Here is a 17,187-nt window from a genome sequence, read left to right as displayed (position 1 = left end):
TGCCGGTCCGGTGTGGCCTGCCGGTCCGGTGCGGCCTGTTGGTTATCTGTGGCCCGTCGGTCTCCTGGGGTCCGTCGGTCTCCTGGGGTCCGTCGGGCCCGGTTCAGGAGGTCGTCAGGCGGGCCGGCTGGGCGCCGGTGACCAGGGTGGCGAGGGCCTGGTCGACGTCGGGGCCGAGGTACCAGTCGCCGGTGTGGTCGAGGCTGTAGACGCGGCCTTCGGTGTCGATGGCGAGCACCGCCTGTGCGTCGCCCTCCTCGCCGAGCGGGGTCAGCTCGGTGTCGAGGGCGCGGCCGAGGTCGCCCAGGGTGCGGGCGAGGTGCAGCCCGGCGAGTGGATCGAAGTGCAGCACCGCGGGGGCTATCTGGCGGCCGGGCCCTGGCGGGGTGATGCGCAGGGCGCCGAACTCGGCCCACGCCTCGACGGCGGCCGGGAAGACGGCGTGGCGGTGGCCGCCGGGGGATTCGTGGGCGCGCAGGGTGTCGGCCCAGTGCTCGGCCTGCTTGATGTCCCAGCGGCCCGGCTGCCAGCCCGCTTCGCGCAGTGCGGCGTCGACGGCGACGGGGAAGCGGGTCGTGTTGTGCTGGTTCACGGTCCGGGTCAGCCGTTCTGGTTCTGGGGCCGGTCTTGTGCGGTCGGATCGACGACGCGCACGCCGAAGTGGGCGAGCATCGCGGCACAGGAGCGGCAGGGCGCCGCGTAGCTGCCGTGCAGGGGGTCGCCGTCCTCGCGGATGCGTCGGGTGGTGAGTTTGGCCTGCTTGAGGGAGCGGCGGGCCTCGCCGCTGGTGAGGGGTTTGCGCTGCGCCCGCTTGGAGCGGGCGGTGTCGGCGGCCGTGAGGTGGCGCGAGAGCAGGATCGCCTCGGGGCAGCGGCCGGTGAAGCGCTCCCGCTGTCCGCTGGTGAGGGTGTCGAGGAAGTCCTGTACGAGGTGGTGGAGCGCGGGCGGCTGGTCGCCCTTGCCGGCGGTGCAGGTGAGGGTCGTGCCGCGTACGGAGAGTGCCGCCGCGACGGTTGGCAGGATTCCGTCGCGCCGGAAGCGCAGCGCGGGCGGGTGCCCGGCCGCGTCGGCGCTGCTCCAGTTGAGCCGGGGATCGCCCGTCGTGCCTGATGGTGCCGTGTGCATCGTGCTGTTGTCCCTCCCGTGCCCGCAGCGCCATCGCCGTCTCGCACGCCCCCGAGTTGAAGGGACAGCCTGCCAAATGGGACGCCGGGTATGGAAGCGGGGTGACTGAAACGTGTAGCTGTGTCGGTGTTGCTTCGGCTGACGGTCACGCGGAGGTGACGTTTCGTTACGGAAGCGGAGGGGTGGCGACCGGGTGGCGACCGGGCTGTTGCCGGGCTGGTACCGGGGGCGGCGCCGCCTGTTGCCCCACCGCATAGGCTGTGGTGAACCAGCCAGACGCAGCAGGGGGCTACCGCCATGACGACAGGTCGGCTCGGGCAGCAAGCCGCGCCACCGAACGCGGCCTACGCCGGGCAGGTCGTGCACTTCCCGGACCCGGTCCGGGCCGCCCGGCACCCCGTGGGGGTGCGCGTGGACGAACACGGCTATCCGGACTTCTCGCCGTATGCGCGCGCCGCCGCGGAGATCGCCGAGCCTCCGGCGGGCTTCGGCGTCGACGAACTGCGGCTGACCGACTACGTGTCGGCGAACGCGGCGCTCGCCGCCGGCGGCCATGAACTGTGGGACACGATCCCCGCGGTGGCGACGCCGCACGGCTGGACGTGGCACCACGTCCCGGGCGGGCGCCGGCTCGAACTGGTCCCGGTCGAGGTCAAGGCGCTCCTGCGCCATCACGCGGGAATGGCGACGACCGCGGTCGACCACGCCAAGCGCGGCACCCGTCCGCTCCAGGAGACCCGGCCCGCGCACTTCGGGCTGCCCAAGGGCGCGGTATCGGTGTCCGAGCAGCAACTGCTCGGTGTGGAAGAGGACTTGGGGTACCGGCTTCCGGGTGCGTACCGCTCCTTCCTGAAGGCGGCCGGGGGCTGCGCGCCGGTGGGCACGGCGCTCGACGCGGAGCTCGGCCTGCTGATCGACCAGCCGTTCTTCACGGTGCGCGAGGAGGCGGCGGTCAACGACCTGGTGTACGTCAACAAGTGCCTGCGGGACCATCTGACGAAGGACTACCTGGGCGTCGGCTTCGTCCAGGGCGGGCTGCTGGCGGTCAAGGTGCGGGGCGGCGGCACCGGTTCGGTCTGGTTCTGCGCGTACGACGACGCGCGGGACCGGGACGGCTGGTCGGTGAACGAGCGGGTGGAGCGGCTGCTGCTGCCGTGCGGTGAGGACTTCGACGCGTTTCTGTCGCGTCTCGCGGGCAGTCCGCCGGAGCTGGAGACGGTGGCGAACCTGATGGTGGACGGCGGCTTCGCGCGCGCCGTTCCGGTCGTTGCGGTGGGGGAGTGAGCTTTCGATGGTGACCTTCGCGCAGGCGCAGGAGCGCGCGGAAGAGTGGATCAACGGCGATGTGCCCGCGTATCAGCACCGTGAGGTGCGGGTGCGGGAGTTCGGGCTGGGGTTCGTCGTGTGGGCGGAGGACCGCGCTGGGGGTGCTACGTCGGACGGCGGGAACCAGCGGCTGGTGATCGCCCGGGACAGCGGGGAGGCCACGCTGTGGCCGGGGCTGCCGGTGGGCGAGGTGATCCGGCGGTACGAGGAGGAGTACGGCACTCCGGACGCGGGTGCGGCGCCGGTCGCGGCGCCTGCGGAGCGGATCGACCTGAACCAGACGTCGTTCCTGCTGAGTCCGCCGGAGTGGTTGCAGGACGCGGCGGACAAGTTGGGTATTCCGGACCGTCGTTCGGGTGCGGGGGCCGGCGCGAGCGCGGGTGCGGGCAGCACGGGTGCGGGTGCGGTCAGTGCGGGTGCTGGCGCCGGCGCGGGGGCGTCTGCGCCGACTGCCGGTCCGGCCGGTGCGGTCGCCGGTGGGACGTCCGGCCGTGGCTCGCACATCGGCGGTGAGGCGTGGCCGGGCACGGCGACCGCCGCCGGACAGGCACCGGACCATGAGCCCACCGCGTCGGACGGGGTGCCTGCGTCCGCCCCCGCGGCGCCCGGTGGGGCGACCCCCTGGGCCGGGACCGACACGAACGCCGCGTCGTCGGACGACGCGTCCGTGCCGTTGCCGGCGACCGTGTTCGCGCCCCCGCTCGCCGGGGCCGACGACGATGACACACCGCCGCCGGCGGTGGGTGCGGACGCGCCGACCGCGCTGATGTCGGGCGGCAGCCAGTTGCCGCCGACGGCGGTGGCGCCCGCGCTCGATCCGCATCCGCAGCCGCATCCGCAGCCGGGTGCGCAGGCGCAGCCCGGGCCGCAGCCGTCTGCTGCTCCCGCGGCGCCCGGCCGGAACGGGGCCGGTGACATCGCCGACGCCGCGACCAGCAAGGCCAGTGTGCCGCCGCGTGCTTCGCGCGGAGGCCGCCCGACGACCCCGCCGCCCCCCGCCCCGCCCGGTGTCCCCGGCGCGCGGCCGGGCGCTTCCGGCGCTCCGGCGGGCGGTTACGTCCCGACGCAGCTGGTCTCGCAACTCGGCCCGGACGGGCCGCAGCCGCCGAGCCCTCCGCAGGGCGATGTGCACCATGCGGCGACGATGCTGGCGAATCCGAATCCGAATCCGAATCCGAACCCGGGTCCGAACCAGAGCGGTCCGGCGGCGCCTCAGCCGCCCCAGCCGCCGAGCCCGCCCGGCCCGCCCGGTGCGCCTGGCGCCCCCGGTACACCGCCGGGTGGTGTCCACCATGCAGCGACGATGCTGGCAGGCCCGGGCCAGGCACCCCCGCCTCAGCCGCCCCAGGCCCCGCAGCCGCCTCAGGCCCCCCAGCCACCCCAGCCGCCGCAGGGTCCGCCGCCGGGCGTGCCGGGCCCCGTACCGCAGGCGCCCCAGCCGCCGCAGCCACCGGCTTACGGCTACCCGCAGCAGCCGCCCGCCGGCGTGCCCATGGTCGGCCCCGGCTACCAGGCGGTGCTGCGCTACCGCGCGCCGGACGGCTCCGAGCAGCAGCTCATCCGGCGCTCGGCACCGGGCACCCCGCACCCGGAGTGGCAGATCTTCCACGAGCTGCGTGCGATGAACGTCCCCAGCGACCAGGTGCTCGAGCTGCACACGGAGCTGGAGTCCTGTGAGCTGCCGGGCGGTTACTGCGCCCGGATGATCCGGGAGACCTGGCCGCAGGCGCGGATCACGAGCATCGCCCCGTACGGCACGGAGCACGCGAGCCGCCAGGGCGGCATGCAGCAACTCCTCACCCATCAGGGCGAGTTGCACCAGGTCGCGGACGGCCCGGCGCGCCCCGCGCCGGTGCGCGCGCCGCTCCCGCCGGTCCAGCCGGCCCCGCCGCTGCCCCCGGAGGCGATCGCGCAGGAGCTCGTGGGCTCGTTCGGACCGCAGGGCATCTGCCGCTTCGACCAGCGCGCGGTGTCCCGCCAGGGCGTGCCGGAGATCGTGGCCCGCACCCTGGTGTGGGCAGGGCTGCCGGCCGACTTCGGCCCGTTCTTCTGGGCGCAGCCCGCCCAGCCGGTGGTGCCGACGCTGGCGGAGCTGGCCGCGCAGCGCCAGGTCCAGCCGGCCTCGGACGCCGGCTCGTACCTGGTCGTGGGCACCGACTTCGGCAAGGCGATCTGCGTCCAGTACGGCACGGCCCATATCGTCGCGGTCCCGGTCGAGGCCGGCCCCGGCGGCGGGCCTGTGCCACCGCAGTTCGTGAACAGCGGCCTCCCGGAGTTCACGCGCTGCCTCGCCCTGCTCGGCCGCATGTGGCGACTGCGCTTCGGTCTCAACCCGGAGCAGGCGGCCCGCTGGACGGTCGACTTCCAGCTCCAGCTCGCGGCCCTCGACCCGGCGGCACTGTCGTCGCCGGAGAGCTGGTGGTCGGTGCTGCTGGAACAGATGTGGGACGGGCTTCTGTAGCCGGCCCGTAGGACACCGAAGGGGCGCCCGGTCCGCGACATGCGCGGACCGGGCGCCCCTGTCTGTCGTACGGCGCCGTTCCGTCCAGCCTCAAGCCCCGCGCGGGGGCGCCGGTGCGCCCGCCAGGATGACGGGTTCGACCGACTCGTAGAGCTCGCGCTGGGCGGCGGCGTCGCGGGCGGAGAGGCGTGTGCCCAGCCAGCCGGCGAGGAAGCCGAGCGGGACCGAGACGAGGCCGGTGGTGGTGTAGGGGAACCAGTTGAAGTCGCTGCCGGGGAAGACCGACTGGGGCGTGCCGGAGACCAGGTTGCTGCCGGTCATCAGGACGATCGCGGAGGCGGTGCCGACGATGAGGGTGCTGAGCAGTCCCGTGCGCGTGAAGCGGCGCCAGAACATGCTGTAGACGAGGGCGGGGGCGACCGCCGACGCGCCGATGGAGAAGGACAGGGTGACCAGCGCCTGGAGGTTCTCGTGCTGGACGAGGGCGGCGACGGCGATCGCGGCGAGGCCCACGACCGCGGCGGCCGCGCGGGCCACGGCCATCTCGGTGGTGTGCTGCAGCCGGGTGCGGCGAAGACCGTGGGCGATGAGGTCGTGGGCGAGTGTGTTGGCGCAGGCGAGGGTGATGCCGGCGACCGAGGCGAGCAGGGTGAGGAAGATGGCGGTGGCGACGGCGGTGAAGACCAGCGTCTCGCCGAAGGTCGGGTCCGCGCCGAGCAGCGCCTGAGTGACGAGCAGGAACGCGGTCTTGCCCTGAGGGTCGCCCGCGACCAGTCCCTTGTGCCCGACGATCGCGGCCGCTCCGAAGCCGATGACGGCGATGAGCAGACAGGTGACGACGACGGTCGAGACGGCCCAGGACATCGAGCGCCGCACCGCGGTCGCGCTGCGCGCGGTGAACACGCGCATCGTGATGTGCGGCAGTACCGCCGCGCCGAGCACCACCGTCAGCTGGGCGCTGATCATGTCGATGTCGTCGCCGCCGAACTGGAGCCCGCTGGCGAGGTACGCGTCCCCGGCCCCGCTGCCCTTGCCCGCCGCGTCGAGGAGCGTGGGCAGGCTGAAGTCGTGGCGGTTGAGGACCAGCACGGCGACGGCCGCGGAGGCGCCGAGCAGGACAACGGTCTTGACGATCTGGATGAACGCGGTGCCCTTCATCCCGCCGATCGTCGCGTACGCGATCATCAGGACGCCGAGGAAGACGATGGAGCCGGTCTTGAACCCGTCCGCCTCGAAGCCGAGGACGAAGGCGAGCAGTTCGCCGGAGCCCGCGAGCTGGAAGACGACCAGCGGCAGCAGGGCCGCGAGGGTGACCGCGGAGGCCGTGATGCGCACGGCGGGGCCGGGGGTGCGGCGGGTGAGGACGTCGCCCATGGTGAACCGGCCCGCGTTCCGCAGCGGTTCGGCGAGCAGGAACATCATCAGGACCAGGGAGAGCACGGTGCTCAGGGCGAGCGTGAGGCCGTCGTACCCGGCGAGCGCGATGACCCCGATGGTGGCGAGGACGGTCGAGGCGGAGATGTAGTCGCCGGCGATGGCGAGGCCGCTCTGCATGGGGGAGAGCGAGCGGAAGCCGGTGTAGTACTCGCCCAGGTCGTCGCGGTCGGGTCCGGTCATCACGCACAGCAGCAGGGTCACGGTGATGACGGCGATGAACGCGACGAACGACATCGTCTGGGCATCGGAGTTGAAGCCGGTCATGCGTGAGCCCCTCCCGTCGGCCAGTCCCATCCGGACGCGCCGGCCCCGTTTCCGGCGCGGTCCTGCCGACCCTGCCGGCCCTGGCGGGGCGCTGCCGCTGCGGCGGCGGCCTGCTCGGCGTCGTACCGGATCGCCGCGGCGAGCGGATCGACGCGGTCGCGCGCGATGCGCTCGTACAGCGCGATCGCGGCCAGGGTCACCGGCAGCGTGAGGAGCCCCAGCAGCAGTCCGATGGTGAGGCCGCCGCTGATGTCACCGGCCATCAGGTGGGGCGCATAGCCGGAAAGGAGGAGGAAGAGGACGAAGTATCCGAGCGCCGTGAGGGTGGCGACGCGCCGCAGCCTGCGGTACCCCGTGCGGAGACTGCCCAGATCGTCATGGGTGTCGACGTACGGCTCGGGAGCGAGATCCGGCGGCGGCGGTGGTGCGTACCAGGACTGCCCCGCCGGGGCGGGCGGGTCGGGGAAGTAGCGGTCGTACGCCATGGTGTGGCTCCGGGGCAGGGGTGAGGGGTTTCACCTGTGGGGGGAGCGCGTACGTTACTTGCCGGTAGACCTACGGCGTAAGGGGGTTACCGACTGGAAGGTATGTCGTTTCGGCAACAGTCGGGTCACAGGCCTTGAGGCACACGCGGCGGCGGGCCGGGTCAGTCGCGGTCGCCGAGCACCGGGAACCTGCGAGGGGCCAGGAAGACCAGGACCAGCAGGGCCAGCGCCGCGGCTCCCGCAGCGCCGATGTAGACGTAGTCCACCGCCGTGGCGACCGCGCGTCGCAGATGGTCCTGCGAGGCGCCGTCCGCCAGGGTGCGGGCGACGGAGTCGAGGTCCTCCGAGCCGCCGAGGCGGGACGCCAGGACGGCGTTGGCGAGGGCGCCGAAGAGCGCCGCGCCGAGGCTCTGGCCGACCTGGCGGCAGAAGAGCACGGACGCGGTCGTCGTACCGCGCTCGGCCCAGGGGACGGTCGACTGGACGCCGACGATCAGCGGCAGTTGGAAGATGCCGAGTGCTGCGCCGAGGAGGAACATGACGAGCGTCGGCTGCCATGCCTCGCCCGGGTAGGGGATGAGGAGCGGGAACGACAGCAGGACGAGCATTCCCGTACCGATGCCGATGATCGCGGTGTTGCGGAAGCCGATGCGGGTGTAGACGCGGTTCGACCACGCCGCGCTGACCGGCCAGCTCAGGGTCATCGCGGACAGGACGAAACCGGCGGCGATCGGGCCGAGTCCGAGGACCGACTGGGCGTACGTGGGCAGGAAGACGGTCGGCGCGATCATCAGCAGGCCGAGCGCGCCGAGGGCCAGGTTGACCGCCGCGATGGTCCGGCGGCGCCAGACCCAGCCGGGGATGATCGGCTCGGCCGCCCGGCGTTCGATCAGTACGGTCGCGGCGGCGCCGGCCGCGGCGGCGGCGAACAGCCCGAGCGAGGGCGCCGAGAGCCAGGGCCAGGCCACCCCGCCCTGGACGAGCGCGGTGAGCAGGAGCGTGCCGGTGAGGAAGACGGCCAGCGCGCCGGGCCAGTCGATGCGGGGTCGCCGGCCCCGTTCCCGCAGCGGCTCGACGAGGTGACGGGCGATCAGCCACAGCGCGACCGCGCCGACCGGGAGATTGATGAGGAAGATCCAGCGCCAGTCGGCGTACGCGGTGAGCAGCCCGCCCACCGCCGGTCCCGCGACCGCCGAGACCGCCCACACGGTGGAGATCTTCGACACGATCTTGGGGCGCTCGTCGAGCGGATAGAGATCTGCGGCGATCGTCTGGATCGTGCCCTGGAGCGCTCCGCCGCCCAGGCCCTGGACGATGCGGAACGCGATGAGCGAGGCCATGTTCCAGGCGCCCGCGCAGAGCGCGGAGCCGAGGAGGAAGAGGATGATGCCCGCGATCAGGACGGGCTTGCGGCCGAAGGTGTCGGAGAGCTTGCCGTAGACGGGGAGGGTGACGGTGACGGCGAGCAGATAGCCGGAGAACAGCCACGAGAAGGCGGAGAAGCCGCCGAGGTCGCCGACGATCTGCGGGACCGCGGTCGCCACGATGGTGCCGTCGAGCGCGGCGAGCGCCATGCCGAGCATCAGCGCGGCGACGACGGGGCCGCGGCGGACGGTGTCGCGGGCGGGGGCCTTGGCGCGGGCGGCCGGGGCCGCTGCCCCTGCGCCGCCCCCTGCTCCGGCCGGGAGGCCCGCCCCGGCCCCGGCGCCCGTCCCGGCCCCGGCGCCCGTCCCGGTCCCGGCGCCCGCCCCGGTCCCGGCCCCCGTCCCGGCATCGGCCTCGGCGGCCATGGCCCCCGCCTCCGCCTCCGCTCCGCCCCCCGGGTCGCCCACGCCGCGTCCCACGCCGCGTCCGCCGTCCGTCTCGGCGCCCCGGGGCTCGCCCTTGCCGCCGCCCGGCCCCGCTCCGCCGGCCCCGCCCACGCTCGTACGGTCGCCGCCCGTTCCCGTACCGCCCCCGGACATCAAGGTCCCTTCCCCATGCACGTATTTCGGCCGGATCCACCATCTCACTTGCCCCTCACGCAGCGGGAGGGGGCAGTGTCTACGGGGACGGCCTCGGTCCGGAAGCGGAGACCCCTAGGGGTGGCTCCCTACTTCCGCCCAGGGGCCGTTCGTCCCGCTGGAGGACGAGAAGCGGCGGGCCCGTTCCTTACGTTGTTCCTACGGCGGTTCCGCAGGCGGTTCCGCACGGCGCCGGACGATCGCACGGTGGGGAAAACCCCCGCTCGAAGACTGCGCCGAGCACCATCGCGCCAGGGTCCCGCTTCCCATGACACTCGACACGTACGCGGCGGCGTATCACGCCCCGTTCGCCGACATAGGAGACATACCGTGACAACGGCTGCGGCCATTCCCGCGCACGGGGGCGATTCAGAAGGTGCGGCGCGATGGGGGTCCCCCGGGACGAAGTCTGGGGGAGCCTCGGTGAGGGGCGGCGGTCGGGTGGCGGGAGGGAGTGCGGCCGTCGCCGCGCGAGCGCGACAGGTCGTCAAGGCGTACGGCACCGGCGAGACGCGGGTCGTCGCGCTCGACCACGTCGATGTGGACATCATGCGCGGGCAGTTCACCGCGATCATGGGACCCTCGGGCTCCGGCAAGTCCACGCTGATGCACTGCCTCGCCGGGCTCGACACCGTCACCTCGGGCGAGATCCACGTCGACGACACCGAGATCACGCGGCTCAAGGACAAGAAGCTCACCCAACTGCGCCGGGACCGGATCGGCTTCATCTTCCAGGCGTTCAACCTGCTGCCGACGCTCAACGCCATCGAGAACATCACGCTGCCGATGGACATCGCGGGCCGCAAGCCGGACGCCGCCTGGCTCAACCGCGTCGTGGAGACCGTGGGCCTCGCCGACCGGCTCAAGCACCGGCCCGCACAGCTCTCCGGCGGCCAGCAGCAGCGCGTCGCCGTGGCCCGCGCCCTGGCCGCCCGCCCCGAGATCATCTTCGGGGACGAGCCGACCGGAAACCTGGACTCGCGGGCCGGCGCCGAAGTGCTGGGCTTCCTGCGCCGCTCCGTCGACGAGCTCGGCCAGACCATCGTGATGGTCACCCACGACCCGGTCGCCGCCTCCTACGCGGACCGCGTGCTCTACCTCGCCGACGGCCGCATCGTCGACGAGATGCTCAACCCCACCGCCGAGCAGGTCCTCGACCGGATGAAGGACTTCGACGCCCGGGGACGGACGTCGTGACCATGCTCAAGACCTCCCTGCGCACCTTCTTCGCGCACAAGGGACGCATGGCGCTCTCCGCCATCGCGGTCCTGCTGTCGGTGGCGTTCGTGTCCGGCACGCTCGTCTTCACCGACACCATGAACACCACCTTCGACAAGCTCTTCGCGGCCACCGCGGCCGATGTCACGGTCAGCCCCAAGAACGCGGCGACCAACGACGAGACCCCGGAGAACGGCCGGCCCGAATCCCTGCCCGCCTCCCTGGTGCCGACGGTGGAGAAGGCCGACGGCGTGAAGTCCGCCGAGGGCGGTGTCGTCTCCATGAGCGTCACCGTCGTCGACGCCGACAACAAGAACATGGGCTCCAGCAACGGCGCCCCGACGATCGCCGGCAACTGGACCCAGGGCGACCTGCGGACCATGGAGATCACCTCCGGCCACGCCCCGCGCGGCCCCACCGAGGTGATGGTCGACGCCGACACCGCCGAGAAGCACGGGCTGAAGCTCGGTGACGAGCTGCGCACCATCGCCGTCACCGGCGACTTCACCGCGAAGATCTCCGGCATCGCCTCCTTCAAGGTCACCAACCCCGGTGCGGCCGTCGTCTACTTCGACACCCCCACCGCCCAGCGTGAACTCCTCGGCGAGACCGGGAAGTTCACGCATGTCGCCGTGACCGCCGAGCCCGGGGTCAGCCACGAGCAGGTGAAGAAGAACGTGGCCGCGGCCGTCGGCACCGGCGCGTACAAGCTCCAGACGCAGCAGGAGGCCGCCGACGCCGGCCGCGAGGACGTCGGCGGCTTCCTCGACGTCATGAAGTACGCGATGCTCGGCTTCGCCGGGATCGCCGTCCTCGTCGGCGTCTTCCTCATCGTCAACACCTTCTCGATGCTGGTCGCCCAGCGCACCCGCGAGATCGGCCTGATGCGCGCCATCGGGTCGAGCCGCAAGCAGGTCAACCGCTCGGTCCTCGTCGAGGCGCTGCTGCTCGGCGTCATCGGCTCGATCGCCGGAGTCGCCGCCGGTGTCGGCCTCGCCATCGGGCTGATGGAGCTCATGTCCACCATGGGCATGAACCTCTCCACGGACGACCTGACCGTGAAGTGGACGACCCCGGCCGTCGGTCTCACCCTCGGCATCGTCGTCACCGTCCTCGCCGCGTACATCCCGGCCCGCCGGGCCGGCAAGGTCTCCCCGATGGCCGCGCTGCGCGACGCCGGCACACCGGCGGACGCCAGGGCCGGTCTCGTACGGGGCATCATCGGCCTCGTCCTCACCGGCGCCGGCGCCGCCGGGCTGTGGGCCGCGGCCCAGGCCGACAAGGCCACCGAGGGCTCGATGTGGCTCGGCCTCGGCGTCGTCCTCAGCCTCGTCGGCTTCATCGTCGTCGGCCCGCTGCTCGCGGGTGGCGTGGTCCGTGTCCTCGGCGCCGTCGTGCTGCGGGTCTTCGGCCCGGTCGGGCGGATGGCCGAGCGCAACGCGCTGCGCAACCCGCGCCGCACCGGCGCCACCGGCGCGGCCCTGATGATCGGCCTCGCGCTGGTCGCCTGTCTGTCGGTCGTCGGCTCCTCGATGGTCGCGTCGGCCACGCAGGAGCTCGACAAGTCCGTCGGCGCGGACTTCATCATCCAGTCCGCGAACGGCCCGATCATGCCGCAGGCGGCCGAGGCCGTGAAGAAGAGCCCCGACCTCGCGCACACCACCGAGTACAAGGGCCTCAAGGCGAAGATCACCGCACCGGACGGCACCACCACGGACGACGGCTGGCTCGCCGCCGCCGACCCGACCTACGCCGAGGACCTGCGCCGCGAGACCGTCGCCGGCGACCTCGCGAAGGCGTACGCCAAGGACGCCATGTCCGTCGGCGACGACTTCGCGGGCAAGCACGGCGTGAAGGTCGGTGACACGCTGACCGTCGCCTTCGTCAACGGGAAGACCGCGCGGCTGAAGGTCGCGGCGATCACCTCCGACGACACGAGCATCGACCAGGGCGCGATGTACACGTCCATCGCCACCGCCGAGCGGTACTACACGCCCGAGCGGATGCCGAAGAACGTGATGATGTTCGCCAAGGCGGAGGAGGGCAAGGCCGAGGAGGCGTACGAGAGCCTCAAGGACTCCCTCGCGCCCTACCCGCAGTACCGGGTCCTCGACCAGACCGACTTCAAGCAGGACCTCAAGGACCAGATCGGCCAGCTGCTGAACATCGTCTACGGCCTGCTCGCCCTCGCGATCATCGTCGCGGTGCTCGGTGTCGTGAACACCCTGGCGCTTTCGGTGGTCGAGCGGACCCGGGAGATCGGCCTCATGCGCGCCATCGGCCTCTCCCGCCGCCAGCTGCGCCGCATGATCCGCCTGGAGTCCGTGGTCATCGCCCTCTTCGGCGCCCTGCTCGGCCTGGGCCTCGGCATGGGCTGGGGCACGGCGGCGCAGAAGCTGCTCGCTCTGGAGGGCCTCGGGGTGCTGGAGATCCCGTGGCCGACGATCCTGACGGTGTTCGTCGGATCGGCCTTCGTCGGGCTGTTCGCGGCGCTGGTCCCGGCGTTCAGGGCAGGGCGGATGAACGTCCTGAACGCGATCGCCACCGAGTAGTTCCGTAGGATGGCGGCCCGGCCCGGTGAGCGTCCTCCACGCTCACCGGGCCGGGTCATGTCCCGGTGTCCGCGCTCGCCGGGCCGGTCCGCGTCCCGGTGTCCGCGTGTCCGCGCTCGCCGGGCAGGAGCCGTCCCGCGGGGTTTACGCTGGAGACCCCCGGCCCGTAGGACGTGTCGGGCGGTTCGCGTTGCCCACCCCCATCCCGGACCCCGGACGGAACCCCTTCATGAGCCTGCACGGTCTGCTCGACGCCGTCGCCAAGGACCCCGCCCTCACCGAAGCGGTGAAGGCCGCGACCGACGGTCACCGGCACCACGTCGACCTGGTCGGACCCCCCGCCGCACGGCCCTTCGCGGTGGCCGCCCTGGCACGCGGGGCGGGCCGGCCGGTGCTCGCCGTGACCGCGACCGGGCGGGAGGCCGAGGACCTCGCGGCGGCGCTGCGCTCACTGCTCGACCCGGACACGGTCGTCGACTACCCGTCCTGGGAGACCCTGCCCCACGAGCGGCTCTCGCCCCGCTCCGACACCGTCGGCCGGCGCCTGGCGGTGCTGCGCCGCCTCGCCCACCCCGCCGCCGACGACCCGGCCGCGGGTCCCGTGAGCGTCGTCGTCGCTCCCGTGCGGTCCGTGCTCCAACCGCAGGTCAAGGGGCTCGGCGACCTGGAGCCGGTGGCGCTGCGTACCGGGCGGACCGCGGACCTGGAAGAGGTCGTGGAGGGGCTGGCGGCCGCCGCGTACTCCCGGGTCGAGCTGGTCGAGAAGCGCGGCGAGTTCGCGGTGCGCGGCGGCATCCTCGATGTCTTCCCGCCGACCGAGGAGCATCCGCTCCGGATCGAGTTCTGGGGCGACGACGTCGAGGAGATCCGCTACTTCAAGGTCGCCGACCAGCGCTCGCTGGAGGTCGCCGAGCACGGGCTGTGGGCCCCGCCCTGCCGTGAGCTGCTGCTGACGCAGGAGGTACGGGGACGGGCCGCGGCCCTCGCCGAGCGCCACCCCGAGCTCGGCGAACTGCTCGGCAAGATCGCCGAGGGCATCGCGGTCGAGGGCATGGAGTCCCTCGCCCCCGTCCTCGTCGACGACATGGAGCTGCTGCTCGACGTCATGCCGAAGGGCTCGATGGCCGTGGTGTGCGACCCCGAGCGGGTCCGCACCCGGGCCGCCGACCTGGTGGCGACCTCGCAGGAGTTCCTCCAGGCGTCCTGGGCGGCGTCCGCGATGTCCAGCGCGGGCGAAGCCCGCTCCGGCAAGGGTGGTGGTGGGCGACGGGCGGGAGGCAAGGCCCCGATCGACGTCGGCGCGGCCTCGCTGTGGGGCATCGCGGACGTCCGGGAGCGGGCGAGCGAGCTCGGGATGATGTGGTGGTCGGTGTCGCCGTTCGCCGCCGACGAGGAGCTCGATGCGGACACGCTGAAGCTCGGCATGCACGCCCCGGAGACGTACCGCGGCGACACGGCCCGCGCCCTCGCCGACACCAAGGGCTGGCTCGCCGACGGCTGGCGCACGGTGTACGTGACCGAGGGCCACGGCCCGGCCGCCCGCTACACCGAGGTCCTCGGCGGCGAGGGCATCGCCGCCCGGCTGGAGGCGGACCTCGGCGAGATCTCCCCGTCCGTCGTCCACGTCAGCACCGGCTCCATCGACTACGGCTTCATCGACCCGGGCCTGCGGCTCGCCGTCCTCACCGAGACCGACCTGTCCGGGCAGAAGGCCGCCGGCAAGGACGGCGCCCGGATGCCGACGCGGCGCCGCAAGCAGATCGATCCGCTGACGCTGGAGGTCGGCGACTACATCGTCCACGAGCAGCACGGCGTCGGCCGCTACCTGGAGATGGTGCAGCGCACGGTCCAGGGCGCGACCCGCGAGTACCTGCTCGTCGAGTACGCCCCCGCCAAGCGCGGCCAGCCCGGCGACCGCCTCTACATCCCCACCGACCAGCTGGAGCAGGTCACCAAGTACGTCGGCGGCGAGGCCCCGACGCTGCACCGGCTCGGCGGCGCCGACTGGACCAAGACCAAGGCGCGCGCGAAGAAGGCGGTCAAGGAGATCGCCGCGGACCTGATCAAGCTGTACAGCGCGCGGATGGCGGCGCCCGGCCACGCCTTCGGCTCCGACACCCCCTGGCAGCGGGAGCTGGAGGACGCCTTCCCGTACGTTGAGACGCCCGACCAGCTGTCCACCATCGCCGAGGTGAAGGAGGACATGGAGAAGTCGATCCCCATGGACCGCCTCGTCTGCGGCGACGTCGGCTACGGAAAGACGGAGATCGCGGTACGGGCCGCCTTCAAGGCCGTCCAGGACGGCAAGCAGGTCGCGGTCCTCGTCCCGACGACACTGCTGGTGCAGCAGCACTTCGGGACCTTCTCCGAGCGGTACTCGCAGTTCCCCGTCGCCACGCGGGCGCTGTCCCGCTTCCAGTCGGACGCGGAGGCGAAGGCGACCCTGGAGGGGCTGCGGGACGGCTCGGTCGACATCGTCATCGGCACCCACCGGTTGTTCTCGTCCGAGACGAAGTTCAAGGACCTGGGGCTGGTCATCGTCGACGAGGAGCAGCGGTTCGGCGTCGAGCACAAGGAGCAGCTGAAGAAGCTCCGCGCCAACGTCGACGTCCTGACGATGTCCGCGACCCCGATCCCGCGGACGCTGGAGATGGCGGTCACCGGAATCCGCGAGATGTCGACGATCACCACCCCGCCGGAGGAGCGCCACCCGGTGCTGACCTTCGTCGGCCCCTACGAGGAGAAGCAGATCGGCGCGGCCATCCGCCGTGAACTGCTGCGTGAGGGCCAGGTCTTCTACATCCACAACCGCGTCGAGTCGATCGACCGGGCGGCGGCGCGGCTGCGCGAGACCGTCCCCGAGGCCCGGATCGCCACCGCCCACGGCCAGATGTCGGAGTCGGCGCTGGAACAGGTCGTCGTCGACTTCTGGGAGAAGAAGTTCGATGTGCTGGTGTCGACGACGATCGTCGAGTCCGGCATCGACATCTCCAACGCCAACACACTCATCGTCGAGCGCGGCGACAACTTCGGCCTCTCGCAACTGCACCAGCTGCGCGGGCGTGTGGGACGTGGCCGCGAGCGGGGCTACGCCTACTTCCTCTACCCGCCGGAGAAGCCGCTGACCGAGACCGCCCACGAGCGGCTGGCGACGATCGCCCAGCACACCGAGATGGGCGCGGGCATGTACGTCGCGATGAAGGACCTGGAGATCCGCGGCGCGGGCAACCTGCTCGGCGGCGAGCAGTCGGGCCATATCGCCGGCGTCGGCTTCGACCTGTACGTACGCATGGTGGGCGAGGCGGTCGCCGACTACCGCGCCTCGCTGGAGGGCGGCGTTCAGGAGGAGCCCCCGCTGGAGGTCAAGATCGAGCTCCCGGTCGACGCGCACGTCCCGCACGACTACGCGCCGGGCGAGCGGCTGCGCCTCCAGGCGTACCGCGCGATCGCCTCCGCCAACACGGAGGAGGACATCAAGGCCGTACGGGAGGAGCTCACCGACCGCTACGGCAAGCTGCCGGAGCCCGTCGAGAACCTGCTGCTCGTGGCCGGCCTGCGGATGCTCGCACGGGCGTGCGGCGTCGGCGAGATCGTCCTCCAGGGGGCGAACATCCGCTTCGCGCCGGTGGAGTTGAGGGAGTCGCAGGAGCTGCGGCTGAAGCGGCTGTACCCGCGTACGGTCATCAAGCCGGCCGTCCACCAGATCCTGGTGCCGCGCCCGACGACCGGCAAGATCGGCGGAAAGCCCGTGGTGGGACGCGAACTGCTCGCGTGGACCGGTGAGTTCCTGACGACGATCCTCGGCTCCTAGGGCGCGTCTTCACAGTAGCGTCGACCGGCGGGGGAGGCGGATGACCGCCTTCCCCGCCGCGAGATCGACCCTCGAACGCGGCGGGGCGCCGTCGGTCTCGTCGTCGCGCAGCACCAGCGCGGACTGCCGCTCCTTCAGCTCGGCCTGCTTTCCGGGCGAGAAGCTCGCGTGCAACTGCTCGAACCCGGTGGCCGAGATCTGCCCCTGACGGGCCGCACTGCGCCAGGGCAGCCACCGGGAGCGGCCGGTCCGCAGGGCGATCTGGTCGACGGCGGCCACGGCCGTCAGCAGGATCGCCAGGCCCGGCAGCGTCATGAAGACCAGGAATTCCACGCCCGTGCTCCTTCCGGCTCCTGCGGCCCGGCGCCGTCCTCGTATCGTACGTACGGCCGGCGTGCCCCCGGCGGGTGCGGGGCACTGTCCACGAGGCGGGCAACTCTCGCCCTAGGATGCGGGCGTGACTCGTCGTCCCATATCCCTGCCGTCCGCCGCAGCCACCGCCGCC

Annotated in this window: 11 protein-coding genes; 5 read left to right on the top strand and 6 right to left on the bottom strand. The window is 72.5% G+C overall.

Annotated elements, in window-relative coordinates; translation table 11 throughout:
- Positions 1 to 103: 103 nt before the first annotated feature.
- Both KK483_RS13735 and KK483_RS13730 read right to left on the bottom strand, forming a co-directional pair.
- A complete protein-coding gene (locus KK483_RS13735) occupies positions 104 to 592 on the bottom strand; it encodes an SUKH-3 domain-containing protein (protein WP_262005513.1) in 489 nt (162 codons plus the stop codon).
- A gap of 8 nt (positions 593 to 600) precedes the next feature.
- Positions 601 to 1,125: a YwqJ-related putative deaminase gene (locus KK483_RS13730; RefSeq protein ID WP_262005512.1), complete on the bottom strand. Its 525-nt coding sequence runs from the start codon at positions 1,123 to 1,125 to the stop codon at positions 601 to 603.
- 297 nt (positions 1,126 to 1,422) lie between these two features.
- Here KK483_RS13730 and KK483_RS13725 point away from each other — a divergent pair, with 297 nt between their 5' ends.
- Positions 1,423 to 2,409 (top strand): SMI1/KNR4 family protein, encoded by a 987-nt coding sequence (locus KK483_RS13725; RefSeq protein WP_262005511.1) that lies wholly within the window; start codon positions 1,423 to 1,425, stop codon positions 2,407 to 2,409.
- Positions 2,410 to 2,416: 7 nt separating this feature from the next.
- On the top strand, positions 2,417 to 4,912 hold the full coding sequence (locus KK483_RS13720) for an SUKH-4 family immunity protein (protein ID WP_262005510.1): 2,496 nt from the start codon (positions 2,417 to 2,419) through the stop codon (positions 4,910 to 4,912).
- Between the two features lie 90 nt (positions 4,913 to 5,002).
- Here the strand turns inward: KK483_RS13720 and KK483_RS13715 are convergent, their stop codons facing one another.
- From KK483_RS13715 to KK483_RS13705, 3 genes are all read right to left on the bottom strand, one after another.
- Positions 5,003 to 6,613, bottom strand: a complete 1,611-nt coding sequence (locus tag KK483_RS13715) for a cation acetate symporter (RefSeq protein ID WP_262005509.1) — start codon at positions 6,611 to 6,613, stop codon at positions 5,003 to 5,005.
- The gene (locus KK483_RS13710) at positions 6,610 to 7,098 is read right to left on the bottom strand and encodes a DUF485 domain-containing protein (protein WP_262005508.1); all 489 of its coding nucleotides are present in this window, start codon (positions 7,096 to 7,098) and stop codon (positions 6,610 to 6,612) included. Before KK483_RS13710 ends, KK483_RS13715 begins: the two co-directional genes overlap by 4 nt.
- A 161-nt stretch (positions 7,099 to 7,259) precedes the next feature.
- Positions 7,260 to 8,888 carry an MFS transporter gene (locus KK483_RS13705; RefSeq protein WP_399016053.1) on the bottom strand — a complete coding sequence of 543 codons (1,629 nt, stop codon included), beginning with the start codon at positions 8,886 to 8,888 and terminating at the stop codon, positions 7,260 to 7,262.
- Between the two features lie 543 nt (positions 8,889 to 9,431).
- Here KK483_RS13705 and KK483_RS13700 point away from each other — a divergent pair.
- From KK483_RS13700 to mfd, 3 genes are all read left to right on the top strand, one after another.
- Entirely contained in the window at positions 9,432 to 10,298 is an 867-nt protein-coding gene (locus tag KK483_RS13700; protein ID WP_399014039.1) for an ABC transporter ATP-binding protein, read from the top strand.
- On the top strand, positions 10,295 to 12,871 hold the full coding sequence (locus tag KK483_RS13695) for an ABC transporter permease (protein WP_262005505.1): 2,577 nt from the start codon (positions 10,295 to 10,297) through the stop codon (positions 12,869 to 12,871). The genes KK483_RS13700 and KK483_RS13695 overlap by 4 nt, the downstream gene beginning before the upstream one ends.
- Positions 12,872 to 13,100: 229 nt before the next feature.
- Complete coding sequence (gene mfd, locus KK483_RS13690) at positions 13,101 to 16,682, top strand: transcription-repair coupling factor (RefSeq protein WP_262005504.1); 3,582 nt, start codon at positions 13,101 to 13,103, stop codon at positions 16,680 to 16,682.
- 9 nt (positions 16,683 to 16,691) lie between these two features.
- Here the strand turns inward: mfd and KK483_RS13685 are convergent, their stop codons facing one another.
- On the bottom strand, positions 16,692 to 17,015 hold the full coding sequence (locus tag KK483_RS13685) for a DUF6191 domain-containing protein (RefSeq protein ID WP_262005503.1): 324 nt from the start codon (positions 17,013 to 17,015) through the stop codon (positions 16,692 to 16,694).
- Positions 17,016 to 17,187 lie beyond the last annotated feature (172 nt).

Origin of the sequence: Streptomyces sp. FIT100 (assembly GCF_024584805.1) — a bacterium.
GTDB lineage: Bacteria > Actinomycetota > Actinomycetes > Streptomycetales > Streptomycetaceae > Streptomyces.
Note: the sequence above shows the minus strand (reverse complement) of the source record. Positions and strands in the feature narration are given on the sequence as shown.

Excerpts from the sequence above, each read along its gene's own strand:
- KK483_RS13725 (WP_262005511.1), top strand. The coding sequence starts at position 1,423 with ATGACGACAGGTCGGCTCGGGCAGCAAGCCGCGCCACCGAACGCGGCC.
- KK483_RS13715 (WP_262005509.1), bottom strand. The coding sequence starts at position 6,613 with ATGACCGGCTTCAACTCCGATGCCCAGACGATGTCGTTCGTCGCGTTC.
- KK483_RS13720 (WP_262005510.1), top strand. The coding sequence starts at position 2,417 with ATGGTGACCTTCGCGCAGGCGCAGGAGCGCGCGGAAGAGTGGATCAAC.
- KK483_RS13730 (WP_262005512.1), bottom strand. The coding sequence starts at position 1,125 with ATGCACACGGCACCATCAGGCACGACGGGCGATCCCCGGCTCAACTGG.
- KK483_RS13705 (WP_399016053.1), bottom strand. The coding sequence starts at position 8,888 with ATGGCCGCCGAGGCCGATGCCGGGACGGGGGCCGGGACCGGGGCGGGC.
- KK483_RS13710 (WP_262005508.1), bottom strand. The coding sequence starts at position 7,098 with ATGGCGTACGACCGCTACTTCCCCGACCCGCCCGCCCCGGCGGGGCAG.
- mfd (WP_262005504.1), top strand. The coding sequence starts at position 13,101 with ATGAGCCTGCACGGTCTGCTCGACGCCGTCGCCAAGGACCCCGCCCTC.